Here is a 14444-nt window from a genome sequence, read left to right on the forward strand (position 1 = left end):
CGTAACGATCTGGGCACTGTCTCAACGAGAGACTCGGTGAAATTATAGTACCTGTGAAGATGCAGGTTACCCGCGACAGGACGGAAAGACCCCGTGGAGCTTTACTGTAGCCTGATATTGAATTTTGGTACAGCTTGTACAGGATAGGTAGGAGCCTGAGATATGGGAGCGCTAGCTTCCATGGAGGCGCCCTTGGGATACTACCCTGGCTGTATTGAAATTCTAACCTTCGCCCGTTATCCGGGCGGGAGACAGTGTCAGGTGGGCAGTTTGACTGGGGCGGTCGCCTCCTAAAAGGTAACGGAGGCGCCCAAAGGTTCCCTCAGAATGGTTGGAAATCATTCGTAGAGTGCAAAGGCATAAGGGAGCTTGACTGCGAGACCTACAAGTCGAGCAGGGACGAAAGTCGGGCTTAGTGATCCGGTGGTTCCGCATGGAAGGGCCATCGCTCAACGGATAAAAGCTACCCCGGGGATAACAGGCTTATCTCCCCCAAGAGTCCACATCGACGGGGAGGTTTGGCACCTCGATGTCGGCTCATCGCATCCTGGGGCTGTAGTCGGTCCCAAGGGTTGGGCTGTTCGCCCATTAAAGCGGTACGCGAGCTGGGTTCAGAACGTCGTGAGACAGTTCGGTCCCTATCCGTCGTGGGCGTAGGAAATTTGAGAGGAGCTGTCCTTAGTACGAGAGGACCGGGATGGACGCACCGCTGGTGTACCAGTTGTCTTGCCAAAGGCATCGCTGGGTAGCTATGTGCGGAAGGGATAAGTGCTGAAAGCATCTAAGCATGAAGCCCCCCTCAAGATGAGATTTCCCATTAGTTTATCTAAGTAAGAACCCTTGAAGATGACAAGGTTGATAGGTCCGAGGTGGACGCACGGTGACGTGTGGAGCTGACGGATACTAATCGTTCGAGGACTTAACCTAATTAATAGTTTGCCTTACGTTATCTAGTTTTGAGAGAATGAATTCATTCAAATAAATATAGTCCGGTGATCATGGCGAGAAGGTCACACCCGTTCCCATCTCGAACACGGAAGTTAAGCTTCTCAGCGCCGATGGTAGTGAAGGCCTTGCCTTTGTGAGAGTAGGACGTTGCCGGGCAAAGTAAAAAGACAGTGAGGAATCACTGTCTTTTTTTGCTTATTCTTTATGTTGTCGATTGCTCGTTTATTTGTAAATAACTTCAATGTATTAAGTATAGTACATTAGTTGCAGAAATGTTACAAACCACTCTAAGTTACAGTAATTGTGCCAAGTACGGATCTAGATATTGGTTGTGTAAAAAAGAAACTTAAAATTGTATGTAAAAATGATTTATATTGAATGTGAGTGTTTCGTATAAAATTTTTAAAATTAAAATTAATGAATAATTACATTCTGTTAGTTGTGGGAATGTGACTTTTTAAAAAGTTCCGTGAGTTGAATAAATATGTTCTAGAAACAAAGAGTAAGTTCACTTTGTTAGAAGTATTTTCGGGGTTAAAATTAAGTTTAAATCTCTAGTACTAAGGGTTGGTCCCGTGTATTAAACTAACTCGATTCGAGTTAAGTTAATAATTTATTGGATTTAGTCATAGTAAATTTGACGGATAGACCATACGTTCGCTTCTATGCTATAATTAGACTAGCAATAGTTAGGTAATCTCAAGGGTGGTCAGCATTACCCCATAGTGGTAATGTCAAAAGTTCTATGAAAAACGGATAAGCAAACAAGATTTATTCCGAAATAAGGTGGAGAACCGTCGCCATTTGCCCTTGACAAACACGCCGATGGTTTAAGTTAGGTGTAACAAGGGCGAAGGGAACTAAATTAAGGCATGACAAATACGCCCTTGTTTTCCGAAAATTTTAAACCATCGGCTAGTTCGGTTTGTCAAGGGTTCGCTTCGCCAAATGGCTGGTTTGAATGTTAAACCATTCAAGGGCTCAGCTAAAGCTAAATTTAGGCGGCTTGTATTTCTAGAAGCCATTGTTGAGCGAGTTCAATCATTTTTGTCCAACGTGCCGGCATGTGTGGCAATTTGGAGAGTTCTGGGATCATAACTGGCACTTTATTCTCCAGTGAAGCATGTGGCCTGAGAAAGTTAAAATATGCTACGAATAAAGTCACATAGGATACCGATCCCTTTTCTGAACCAAACCCATGTGTAGCCTTATAATTACCCTTAAAAGTACGATTGAGTCTCTCAATAATTTGTTTAAGCGGTCGATATTCCGTTGAAACAGGATCCTCATTGGTTAATCCAATGACTTGCTTCACATCAAAGTGGATATCGTGCTGGGCAAAGAAGTGTTGAGCCAAAAGGTAAATAGGATTCCCATCGACCACAAAAGTAAGATCTTCTGGAATCTCTTTTAGCTTAAGCAATACTTCATCAATGGCTAATACAGCTGCCTGTGTATCTCGGTTTGGTGAAACAGGATACGACAAAATAATCTTTTTTACGGTATCAAAGAAGAAGAACAAGTAATTCCAACGTCCACTCACACGGATATACGTTTCATCACCGCAAAATTGATTGGAAAGCTCATACGGATAATGGTCGATAAACGGTTTCATTATGAGCGCGACACTGTTTTCGTAGTTTAAAATACTTTGGTGAGAAATAGAAACTCCGTGAATATCATTCATAATGGCCGCGGTTTTGCGCGCTGATAAGCCGTAGTTTACGTGATAAGTCAAAATAAGTCCCAGTGTATGCGGAGACACGTACAATTTCGATAAATCTACTTTCGGTAACTCTGGAGACTCTTTCGACAGTGGCTTATAGTCGAACTTAAACAGGCGAAATATATAGCGCATTTTGAACGCTTGTGGGTCTTTTTTGAACGGTTTCTTCTCTTCTTTCGAAAGACCTTTTAACTTCTTTTGGTAGTAAGAACATTGATTATTTTTACACTTGAAAACATCAAAATCTTTTCGTTCTTTTATCTTTTCAAGTGTTTTTGAACAGTGAGGACATCGTAAAATGGCCTCTTTCAAATAACGATTCTTTTCGCTAAACAAACACGCACACACTTTACATTGATATTGTCCTTTATCTCCATTATTTGCATAAAGAAAATCAGAAGGAGCACCACACTTTGGACAATTCAAATGAGAAGGCACACAAACTTTGGCGTTTTTATGTCTACGAACCGGTTTTAATGGTTTCCCGTGTTTTTCTAGAAAATCATTAAGTAGTTCTTGATAATCAAGCTTTTCAAGTGTTTCAACAATCGGAAGCTCATCCACCTGTAGTTTTCGATAAGGCTTGCTTATCGGTTTTTCTTCGGGTTTATCAAACATACTCTTTCCAATTAAAAGAGTCTGTAAAATTTTGATAGTCTCATCTTGGTACTTGATAAATTCAAATAAATAGGTTAATAATTGAGGATACAGACTTGTTCACTCCAATCTTGTTAGTTGTGTGTGTGGTAACCTCAATTAACCATAGATTTTAGGGGGTGGCAAGTCTTTTTTTGTTCAATGCCTTATAAATCAATGGTTGTTAACCTATTTAATATAAAAACTTTTGACAATACGCCCATAGTAAAGGGGGTGATGCTAATGATGACAACTTTTCAAACACTAACCTTAATGATCGCATTTGCGGGTTTGATTGTGTCAATCATTTCTTTTAAAAACAAAAAGTAATCCACCCTTGGAGATTTTTCCAGCTACTTAGGGTGGATTACTTACCTAATATGCTGATACCCTTGTGGGACCAACTATTGCGTTGACCGTAGGTGTTCACAGCACCTATGGTCTTTTTTAATATATGCCTCTCTATATTCATATTATAACCAAATTATTCATAATCTACAATGAAAAACAGGATGTTACAAATTTAAGATATGCAATCGAGGTAGTCTATTAAATTATCAATTTGCCAAAAATTAAAACGGTGAAAATAAGCTAGGTTAAAAATAAACTATGAACGAGTTATGTTTCAACTTAAATGCTATGGTTTTCTTCTTAACAGAACTTTTTGAGAAAAATATTGCTATTCTTTCCGGAATTTTATAGTATATAGTTACTAACGATCGTTAGTTTACATTTGTAAGAGGTAATCAGATTGGAGTGTTATAAATGCAACCATTTATACAAGTTGATGAATTTAATTATATTCGAGAACAAGTAAAAAGACTTGTTAATGCTCATTCAACAACGAATGATAAGGCGGTTCTCTCCGCTGTAAAGTCAATTGCAATTGAAAGGGTTTTTGCTCTATTTTCTGAAATAGAAGACGAACAAAAAAATATTCTTCAACCCATTACAGATATACATGATAAGGAAACAGGGGAAAAGTTTTTACTACACGTGAAGTCCTATGTCATTCCTTTCTATGTAACCGAACAAGGAATAAAAAAATTATTTCCGAAAGTAAAGAAATTAATAATTCCTTCACTTGAAAAATTTGATTTACGAGAAGTTGTATATTTAAGTTGGTTTGACCCGCAAACTAATAAAAAATATTTAGTATTAAACCGGATGGGCAAATGCTTAGGTGTGGAAGGTTCATTTCAATCTATGAATAAAAAAGGGGTTTGTGCCATCTGCAACAGGCATGGGGAAATCGGTATGTTCAGCATAAAAGAAAAGAGAAAGGGGGATGGAACTTTTATTAGCAGGGGAAATTTTATTTGTACCGATAGTCAAGAATGTAATAACCACTTGATGAATTTAGAAAAGTTATATGAATTTGTAGACAACATTCAAAAATGATATTATATCTCGATAGTTAGAAAATGAAGTACGGTTGAAAGATATGTATACCGTGCTTCATATTTTTCACTGCTCGAGAGAAATTATTTCTAAAAAAAATGAAATGTGTTGATTCAATTTTGACTCTACATCGGAAGTATCTTTTCCATCGAATTTTAAAATATTATACTCTGTAAGTAATGAAAAAACAGGGTATTGATATTCAATGGCTAACATTCTAGGGGTTAACGGTCGGATTTTCTTTAAAGCAATTAGTTTAGTAAAGCAAATCTCAAGAAATTCAATCGTTTTTCCGAATAAGTCTTGCACGATAATCTCTCTAGCTAGAGGAAATCTGAACTGTTCGACCTGAAGAATTCTCCACATTTTTCTTCCCATATCATCTTCCATATACTTTTTGAAGTTTTTATGTCCTGCTTTTAAAAAATCCTCCACTGTTCGGTTTTCTAATATTTCATCTAACATTTCTACTGGAGGTAAAGTTTTTGAAAAATCTACTCTAAAATGTGATAAAATAGACTCTAAAATTTCGTCTTTGCTACCAAAATGATTATATAGTGAGCTCTCCTTAATTCCCACTTCTCTCGTTATTTCACGTATAGAAACTCCACTAAATCCTTTTTGTGAGAATAAATCTAAGGAAGCATAAAATATTTTTTCTTTTGTACTTTTACTAACTGTCATGCCCATTCACCTCCGAATCATTATAGTTGGAATCGTTCTCTTTTTTAGGGATTTGTTTTTATTATAAGCTAACGTTAGTTAGGTTTAAAGAGATATTTTTATATTACAGTAGAATAGAGTAAATTATATGTCGTCGTTGGACTACAAAACCTTGTAAAAATAGTCAAGTAATTTCCACAAAGAAAATGCCGTATGTCAAATGTTATAAATAGTGGATTTTCAAAAACTAAGATTTTTTAATTAAAATAGATCGTTAAATGATGACTTCTCAGAGCAGAAAAAATTCATATAAGCTACTATGATGGTGAAAACTTTAGAACATCTGAAGAACGAACAGGATAATTACTAAGGAGTAGTTAGGTTGTTTACAATAGTTATTATTAATAAAAGCTAATTTGGATCTTATTATCCTAAAGAAAGTTTAGTGTAATTATAAATATGTATTTCGCAAGTGAAAAGTGAGCCATTTCGCAATTTAATTTTGAGCCACCTCGAATTTATTTAAATTCATCCAAGCCTTCGTTTCTTTCATTCTAAAAGATGGCCCATTCATATTAATAACATGTGACTTATGTGTAAGCCGATCCGTTAAGGCAGCTGTTAAAACTGGATCATGAAAGATTTCTTGCCATTTTAAAAATGGTAAATTGCTTGTAATGATTGTAGACTTTCTCCCTGCACGTAATGATAAATGCGTAAATAATAGTTCTGCTCCTTCTTTATCAAATGAGATATATCCAAGTTCATCAATGATTACTAAATCATATCTTTCAAATTTCAATTCAAATGAGCGAAGAGTTCTTTCAGATTTGTATTCTTTAAGTTGATTAATTAGAGATGGTACTGTCGCAAAGAAGACTTTATATCCAGCTAAACAGGCTTCTATACCGAGTGCTATAGAAATGTGCGACTTCCCCGTACCGGGTGAACCTGTAAAAATCACATTTTGTCCTTCTTCAATAAACTTTAACGTTTTTAAATAAGGTAACTTTTGTCGGGCCTGATCAGGTAAAGAACTTTCAACTAATTCTTCCAATAATTTTTTCTGTGGGAAATTGGCTGTACGTATTCGATTCTGTTTCGACCGTATCAGTCGGTCGCTATGTTCTTGATGAAGCACCTGAAGTAACACTTCAAATGCCTCATCCGGTTTTTTGAAATTACTTTCATCATTGACCATCCTTCGAATACTAGGCAAACGCAATTCCTTACACAGCTCAATAATCTCTTGCCTTTTATCCATATAAGATATCTCCTTCTTCAGATTGATCAAACATATCTGCGTAGGCTTTTAGATTTCTTTCTGACTGTTTCATGATGTCGTCCTTGTTCTCATCAGTTAACTTGTCAGTATTGGTTTGCTCACAGATGAATTGTATTCTTTCTGTAGTGACAAAACCAAAGCGAATATTATTTAGTTTCTCAATAGCTTCTAACACTTGCCCTAAATTATCTTTTTCTTGAATATATAAAAGTAACTCTATGAAGTCTTTTTCATTTCCTGTATAATAATTGGTGTATATCATTTTAATTTCATCCGGTGCCTGCTTCAAACATTCACTTTGAGCTATGGCACCTTTTTTCTTTTCAAAGGTTTTTAGATAGTGATAAATATTCATTTCCCACTGATGTAAGCCCCAATTCCGTTTGTGTTCTGCTACAAGCTCCCCATCGATAAATAGTTTGATTTTTTCAGCTCCTACTTTTGCTTTAATAAATTTCCCAACATGTCCTTCTGGCACAGAATAATGATTCTGTTTTATGACAACTGTACTATACTTATCCACCCGACATTCTATTAACTCTGCAACGTCAAAAGGAGTTATTGCTGGCTTGGATACAGACCTTTCGTGTTCCATTAATTCAATGTGTTTTAATAAATGCTGGTGATGTAACTGCTGGTTGATTCTTATTAGTACCCTTGTCAAATGTTCCTCTGCCTCTTTTAAACTTGTAAATTTATAATTTGATGAAAATGCCTTTCTACGAATGTACTCTACACTACGTTCAACGTGGCCTTTTTCATTTCCCTTTCTTGGTTCACATAGTCGAATTTTAAACCCATAATAATCTGAAATATTTTTCATACCGTCGGTGATTTCCCTTTCTGATCCTATGAACGATTTAACCACAGTCCTCATATTGTCATAGGTAAATACCGTAGGGATAAAACCAATGTGTTCAATAAATAAGGAATGGATGTCTAAAACACAAACCATGGTTTCAGACTCATAGATTTTCGCAAATCGATAATTACTATGTGCTAAAGTGAAAACCGCTAGGGAATAGCTTCTTAATTTTCCATTCACCTCGATTTTAATTTCTCCCCAATCAAATTCCACTTCATAACCAGGTTCGCAATTTCTACGTATGAATACCTCGTTTTTCTTTGCTAGCTCCGTGTTTACAAAATTACGTACTGTGGTATAACTAATTTCACACCCTTCCTCTATCAACTTTTCATGCATATCAATGATTTTCATTTGTTGTTTACCTAAATTATTCTCTCTTTTCCACTCATTTTCTTTTATATATCCTCGAATTTTCTCGATAATTTCATCACTTAATACTCTTTTCCTACCAACTCTTTTTGTGTAAGTTGGTGGTTTTATAATCTCCTCTGGTATTGGTAAATTTCGAACATCCGTTAACTTACTATTTTCGAACTCCTTTATATATTTTTTTACTGTATTTCTAGATTTTTTCAATTCTTTTGCAATCTTCCTCTGACTTTTTCCCTCCAAATGCATCTTTATTATTTGTTGTTTCACATTCAAAGTAATCACCTCTGATACTCCCCCTAACAATAATGTCAGGGTTATTTTCTATCAAAAGTGGCTCACTTTTCAATTAATAAGGTGGCTCAGTTTTAGATTAACATATACATTAATAGGTTAGAAAAATCGTACTATTATTGTAAGTATCATATGGTAAAATTAATCTATATACGAAATCTTCTATATTATTATGAAAGGGTAGGTTTATCCAATGGTAATGCCTCAACAATCTGATATTGAAATACCTTTACTTGAGGTGTTGGTTGAACTCGGCGGACAAGGTCGACCAAAAGATATTTATCCTCGAGTGACTGATAAATTTCCAGATTTAACTCAGGAAGATTTGGAAGAAGTTATGGTATCTGGTGCTAATAAATGGACAAATCGAATCCAATGGGTAAGGCAAAAATTAATTGATAATGGTGATATGCATAGTCCACAAAGAGGGCTGTGGGCAATAACTGATCAAGGCAGATTACGAGTTCAATCACCTCAAGAGAATCGACCTGCACCATTGAACTTTGTTGAATTATATGAAAACTATGAAGATGATTTTAAATCCCAATTACTAGATAAACTCCATGAATTAACGCCAAGACAATTTGAAGAATTTGCAAAGAAATTTCTTCAAGTGTATGGCTTTGTTAGTGTAAACGTAACTAACATCGGCCCTGATGGTGGTATTGATGGATTTGGTAAGCTGAAATTAGGTCTAGCCACAATGAATGTTGCTTTTCAGTGTAAAAGGTGGCAGGGAAATATTGGAAGAAAAGAAATCCAACAATTTCGAGGAGCAATTCAAGGGAATTATGAACAGGGTATTTTTTTCACTACTTCTGATTTCACACAAACCGCAAAGGAAATTTCTATTCAAAAAGGAGCAGTCCCTGTTATTCTAATGAATGGTACTGGAATTGTTGATATTATGATAGAAAAAGGGCTTGGTGTCGAGAAAAAGCCACTATATCTTTTTTATGAGAGGGTACAAGATTTTTTGGATGAGTAATTAGAGCAAATTTCTTATTAATCTTAACAAGAACGAGGGCGTCTTATGGGAGAAATTATCCTTTTTTATGCATAATACTAATTAAAAATTTACGAGCTAATATATCTAATAGGAAAAAATTGAAAGGGAATTATGGAAAAATATTCGTTGGGATAAAATTAAAAAAACTCGTGAAAGACTTTTCTCAACAGTACCATGTGTTTCATAATCTTTATATACCTAAAAGAGACTTCACTTACTCCCAAATTGAACACGTAATCGTGTCTCAATTTGGAATTTATGTGATTAAGACAAAGAATTCTTGTGTATGGTTGTTTGGAGACGAACAACAGAAGAACTGGACACAAGTACTATATAATAAAAGATCGAAATTTTATAATTCAATTTGGTAAAACCGTGGGCATATTAAAGTATTGAAAGAATAGCTAGGAACGGAGATTGGTGATCTTCATTTTTATTCAATTATTGCGTTTACCGATAAAGGAGTAATAAAAAGCAAAAATCAATTTAACAAAGATCATGTTATTAATTTAAAAGATTTTCAAAGTACCATATTAAGATATCAAGATAGAATTATTGATCAAAGAACTGTGATAACGGTAACCAGTAGATTGAAGAGACTCGAAATGATAGATAGGGAAACAAGAAAAAATATTTCTACTAATCATATAGAACAAATAAAAGAATTCAAAAAGAAGCAATAAATTAATATTGTTAGGAGTTCTAACATGACAACAGATAAACGTTTAATTGTAAATTCTGAAAGTGGAAACCTACTAAATGAACTAGTAAAATCATTAAAAGAGTGCGAATCATTTTATTTTAGCGTTGCATTTATAAATTTTAGCGGTTTACAGTTGCTGCTTGATCCATTGAAAGAAGCGGAGGAAAGAGAGGTCAAAGGAAAAATAATCACTTCCACTTATTTAAATTTCACTGAGGTTAAAGCACTAGAAAAGATCAAAACATTTAATAATATCGATTTAAAAGTGTTTGATACCATAGAAGAAAGAGGTTTCCATACAAAAGTTTATATTTTTGAATATCAAAATACATATAAAATAATTATTGGTTCCGCTAACATAACTCAAAGTGCATTAAAAAGTAATATTGAATGGAATGTTGAAGTTGTTACTAAAAATGAATCTGAATTTGTAAAGGATGTAATAAAAGAATATAACCATTTATGGGAAATCAGTGAAGAAGCAACTGAAACGTTTATTGGGGAATATGAAAATTTTTTGACTACGATAAAGAGGACAACACCGATCCGCCAAACAGTTTTTGAACGTGGAAAATATATTGTTCCTAATCGTATGCAGAAAAGGGCGATAGAGAGTTTGAAGCGATTACGAAGCTATGGTGAATCGAAAGCTCTAGTTATCGCTGCTACTGGGACAGGTAAAACGTATATGTCTGCTTTTGATGTGAAAAATTTCAAACCTAAAAAACTATTGTTTATTGTACATAGGGAAGAAATCTTGAAAAAGGCAAAGGAGACATTTGAGTTCTTATTACCAAACGAGAATATAACGTTTGGTTTATTGACAGGGAACGCTAAAGACAAACAAGCTGACTATATTTTTTCTACTATTCAATCATTAACTAGAAGCTATAAAGATTTTCAGAGAGATGAGTTTGAGTACATTATTTTTGATGAGGCACATCATGCTACCAGTCCAAGTTATCAAACAATTATGAATTACTTTACTCCCGAATTTACACTGGGTATGACAGCCACACCTGAACGTAGCGATAATATGAATGTATTTGATCTATTTGATAATAATGTGGCAATTGAAGTTCGTTTACATGAAGCTTTAGAAGATGATTTGGTCATTCCGTTTCATTATTTTGGTATAACTGATATTGAAGGGATTGACTTAAGTGATGTCGATATTGACAATATTGCAGAGGTTACAAAACGTTTGAAGGTTAATGAACGGGTAGATTTTATTATTGAAAAAATGAATTTCTATAACCATGATGGAGAGAAGAGAAAATGTTTAGGCTTTTGTGCAAGTGTAGATCATGCTCAATTTATGGCGAATGAATTCAATAAGCATGGATATAAAAGTGTTTGTTTACATGGAGGCCATTCTGTTGATGAAAGAGCGTTTTATATTAACAGACTAGAGAATGAAGATGATGAACTACAAGTGATTTTTTCTGTTGATATATTTAACGAGGGTGTAGACATCCCTTCTATAAACACTGTACTCATGTTAAGGCCAACAAATTCTCCAATTGTATTCATTCAGCAATTGGGAAGGGGACTGAGAAAACACGGTGGTAAAACTTTTTTAACGGTACTTGACTTTATTGGAAATCACAGTAAAGTGTTTCTAATAGCATTAGCATTGAATGGGAGCAGATATTACGATAAAGAAAGTTTAAAGGTTGCTGTTGCGACCGGATTTGCAAATATCCCTGGTGCCACTCATATTCAAATGGATGAAATATCAAAGGAAAGAATTCTAGAGCAAATTGATCGTGAAAATTTTAATTCGTTAAAATACTTGCGAGAAGAATACTTAGAATTTAAGAAAATGAATCAAGGTAGAATTCCGTATTTTTTACTTGATTACTTAAAATTTGATGGTGCACCAGATCCAGTTAAGTTTATTCATCGGGAGAAATCGTACCTCAAATTTGTTGCAAAAACGGAGAAGGATGAATCACTCAAAAAGTTATTACTTGATGATAATTTTGAGAGCATTTTAAAAGAATTATCGGGGAAATTACCTTTAAAACGTATTCATGAATTCGTCATTCTTAAAATTTTGCTTGAGAAACAACAAGTTACCTTAGAGCTATTAAGACAAGAAATTTTAAAATATGTAGAGAAAATGGATGATGACAGTGTTCAACATGCGTTAGAAGTATTAAATCAAGACTATTACGATAGAGGACAAATAAGCAGAGGAACAAAGCTTGTAAATTCTTCAAATGGTGTAGCAACTAGGACAGAAATTTTTAGTAGGGTACTCCAAAATAATATTTTTAATAGTTATATAAAAGATGTTATTCAATATGGAATTTTTAGATATGAAAAGGAATATAAAAGAGAATATTATGGTATTCCACATTTTAAACTTTATGAGCAATATCAAATGGTGGATGCTGCTCTTTTGTCTAACTATCGCAAAACTCACAGCTCATTTAGGGGTTCCGGGCTATTAACAAATGGTAATGACTATTTTCTTTTTGTTGATTTACACAAAGAAGAGGATATAAAAGAAAGTATTAATTACCATGATAAATTCATTAATCGCCAATATTTCCAATGGCAAACACCTAATAGTACCAGCCAATCTTCTGAGCGAGGAAAAAATATTATATTTAATAAAGAAAGAGGAATTCATCTTCATCTATTTGTTCGTAAATATAAGGAGATTGATGGAAAGACAGAACCTTATATTTATATTGAGGCTGGGACATAACTAGCCAAAAGTAGTATATAAAAAGGTTCCAGGCAATAAAAAATTTGCTTGGAACCTTTTTTGTGGGGTTTTTCCATTTCTCGTCACTATTTTACCGCTGATGGCGGTGACTTTTCTCATATTCACCGCCATCAACGCAAAGGCTAATTCATTTTTCACTTTCTGTTTTCCTCTGACGGAAAAACGAGTGAAACCTAAATTAGCCTTCAGAAAACCGAACGCTGGTTCTACATCAATTTTACGTTTTCCGTAAATTTCACCAGTTTTCTCGTCTGAAAGCTTCGTACGTACATATTCTTTTTGGGACTCCCACTTTTCATTTATGTAGACTTTTCGGTTGTTCCCTTCTTTTGCTTTCGTGCATAAATCGCGGAGTGGACAATCCGAACAGTCCTCACACTCGTACACTTTAAATTCACGGGTGAATCCGTACCTGTCTGTTCGTTTGGAATGATGGCTAAATCGTACTTTCCGACCATTTGGGCACAGAAAAGTATCTTCGTCCTCATTATATTCCCAATTATCTACATGAAAAGCGTTGTCCTTATGCTTCTTTTTCTTCTCCTTTCGATATTGATTGTATGTAATAAGTGGCGTTCGATTTCGATTCTCGATGATATCTTCATAATTCTGTTCGCTACCATATCCTGCATCCGCGACAATGAATTCCGGAAGCTCGAAAAAGTTTTCTTCAATCGTGTCGAGAAAAGGAATTAAAGTGCGTGTATCGGTCGGGTTTGGGAAAACATCGTAAGCGAGCACATATTGACCTTCCGTCGCAATTTGGACATTGTAACCAGCTTTCAATTGACCGTTCTTCATGTAGTCGTCCTTCATGCGCATAAACGTCGCATCTGGGTCCGTCTTTGAGTAACTATTGCGATCACCGAAAATCTCCATATCGTTTTGATACTTTTGTTTGCGAGTAATGTAATCCATCCATTGCTTCCGAGATTGTATGGGTAATTTGCGTTCGGAACGGAGCTTTTTCCGTTCACTCCCAACTTCAGATACTTCAATCTTTTTATTATATTCCTCGATTTTCTCGTCTAACTTTTCGACTACTTCTTCCATTTCTTTGACGGAAAGTTCCTCTTCCTTTTCTCGCTCTATTGCTGGGATGATCTCCTTCTCTAGCAGCTCATCATACAGTTGATTGGACTTTTCAATTAGCTTATCACTATATCTTTCAATGGACTTCCGCCATACAAAGGTGAACTTATTTGCGTTTGCTTCAATTTTTGTACCATCAATAAAAATGGCTTCCTCTTCAATCAATTCCTTTTCCACGAGCTGATTTCGGAACTGGACAAAGCATTCACGTAGGATGTTTTCAATGAGTGGATTAGAACGGAAGCGATTGATGGTGCGATAGCTAGGTTCATGTCCTTGAGCCAGCCACATCATGCGGATACTATCCTGTAATAAAGCTTCTATTTTACGGCCGGAAAACACGGATTGCGTATATCCACACAAAATGACTTTCAACATCATACGAGGATGATACGCGGGACGGCCGGTTTGTCGTATGAAGTCCTCGAAAGCTTCTTCGGGAATACTCTCGACAAGATCATTGATCGCAAAAGCAATATCGTTTTCTTTCAACTTAATTTCTAAATTTAGCGGTAAAACTACTTGATTCATGTTATAATGTTTAAACATAAGGGCACCTCCAAAATTATTGTTTCGTCACTTTAATTTTATCAAAAGGTGCCCTTTTTGTTTACTAGAATTGTGACAAAAAAGGCGTTGGGTCTACACTTTTTAGTGTAAGCTCCAACGCCTTAATTTTTATTTTACTGGAGTTTTGTCCCAGTCTCATT

10 protein-coding genes, 1 rRNA gene and 1 other annotated feature are annotated in these 14444 nt (G+C 35.2%); of the genes, 6 read left to right on the forward strand and 5 right to left on the reverse strand.

Annotated elements, in window-relative coordinates:
• The first annotated feature begins 45 nt into the window (after positions 1–45).
• Positions 46–915 (forward strand) — a sequence feature (23S ribosomal RNA rRNA prediction is too short).
• Positions 916–988: 73 nt separating this feature from the next.
• Positions 989–1104: ribosomal RNA gene (rrf, locus tag BN2144_RS13595) — 5S ribosomal RNA — on the forward strand.
• 841 nt (positions 1105–1945) lie between these two features.
• Here rrf and BN2144_RS13600 read toward each other — a convergent pair.
• On the reverse strand, positions 1946–3385 hold the full coding sequence (locus BN2144_RS13600; RefSeq protein WP_033826673.1) for a DDE-type integrase/transposase/recombinase: 1440 nt from the start codon (positions 3383–3385) through the stop codon (positions 1946–1948).
• 171 nt (positions 3386–3556) lie between these two features.
• Between BN2144_RS13600 and BN2144_RS20410 the strand changes: the two genes are divergently transcribed.
• Positions 3557–3640, forward strand: coding sequence for a putative holin-like toxin (locus tag BN2144_RS20410; protein ID WP_268258048.1), 84 nt, complete (start codon positions 3557–3559; stop codon positions 3638–3640).
• Positions 3641–4075: 435 nt separating this feature from the next.
• The gene (locus BN2144_RS13605) at positions 4076–4711 is read left to right on the forward strand and encodes a FusB/FusC family EF-G-binding protein (RefSeq protein ID WP_033828799.1); all 636 of its coding nucleotides are present in this window, start codon (positions 4076–4078) and stop codon (positions 4709–4711) included.
• 66 nt (positions 4712–4777) lie between these two features.
• Here the strand turns inward: BN2144_RS13605 and BN2144_RS13610 are convergent, their stop codons facing one another.
• The 3 genes from BN2144_RS13610 to istA all read right to left on the reverse strand — a co-directional run bounded on the left by BN2144_RS13610 (position 4778) and on the right by istA (position 8172).
• The gene (locus BN2144_RS13610; RefSeq protein WP_033828800.1) at positions 4778–5401 is read right to left on the reverse strand and encodes a TetR/AcrR family transcriptional regulator; all 624 of its coding nucleotides are present in this window, start codon (positions 5399–5401) and stop codon (positions 4778–4780) included.
• Positions 5402–5870: 469 nt separating this feature from the next.
• Positions 5871–6638 carry an IS21-like element helper ATPase IstB gene (gene istB / locus BN2144_RS13615; protein ID WP_033826781.1) on the reverse strand — a complete coding sequence of 256 codons (768 nt, stop codon included), beginning with the start codon at positions 6636–6638 and terminating at the stop codon, positions 5871–5873.
• Positions 6631–8172: an IS21 family transposase gene (gene istA / locus BN2144_RS13620; RefSeq protein ID WP_456061792.1), complete on the reverse strand. Its 1542-nt coding sequence runs from the start codon at positions 8170–8172 to the stop codon at positions 6631–6633. The genes istB and istA overlap by 8 nt, the downstream gene beginning before the upstream one ends.
• Before the next feature lie 217 nt (positions 8173–8389).
• Between istA and BN2144_RS13625 the strand changes: the two genes are divergently transcribed.
• The 3 genes from BN2144_RS13625 to BN2144_RS13635 all read left to right on the forward strand — a co-directional run bounded on the left by BN2144_RS13625 (position 8390) and on the right by BN2144_RS13635 (position 12621).
• The gene (locus BN2144_RS13625; protein ID WP_187367011.1) at positions 8390–9178 is read left to right on the forward strand and encodes a restriction endonuclease; all 789 of its coding nucleotides are present in this window, start codon (positions 8390–8392) and stop codon (positions 9176–9178) included.
• Positions 9179–9297: 119 nt separating this feature from the next.
• Positions 9298–9570: a nuclease-related domain-containing protein gene (locus BN2144_RS21010; protein ID WP_033828801.1), complete on the forward strand. Its 273-nt coding sequence runs from the start codon at positions 9298–9300 to the stop codon at positions 9568–9570.
• A gap of 336 nt (positions 9571–9906) precedes the next feature.
• On the forward strand, positions 9907–12621 hold the full coding sequence (locus BN2144_RS13635) for a DEAD/DEAH box helicase (RefSeq protein WP_082195236.1): 2715 nt from the start codon (positions 9907–9909) through the stop codon (positions 12619–12621).
• Here the strand turns inward: BN2144_RS13635 and BN2144_RS13640 are convergent, their stop codons facing one another.
• Positions 12622–14283: an IS1182 family transposase gene (locus BN2144_RS13640; RefSeq protein ID WP_230199692.1), complete on the reverse strand. Its 1662-nt coding sequence runs from the start codon at positions 14281–14283 to the stop codon at positions 12622–12624.
• Positions 14284–14444: the final 161 nt, after the last annotated feature.

Origin of the sequence: Bacillus andreraoultii (assembly GCF_001244735.1) — a bacterium.
In the GTDB taxonomy this organism is placed as follows: domain Bacteria; phylum Bacillota; class Bacilli; order Bacillales; family Caldibacillaceae; genus Caldifermentibacillus; species Caldifermentibacillus andreraoultii.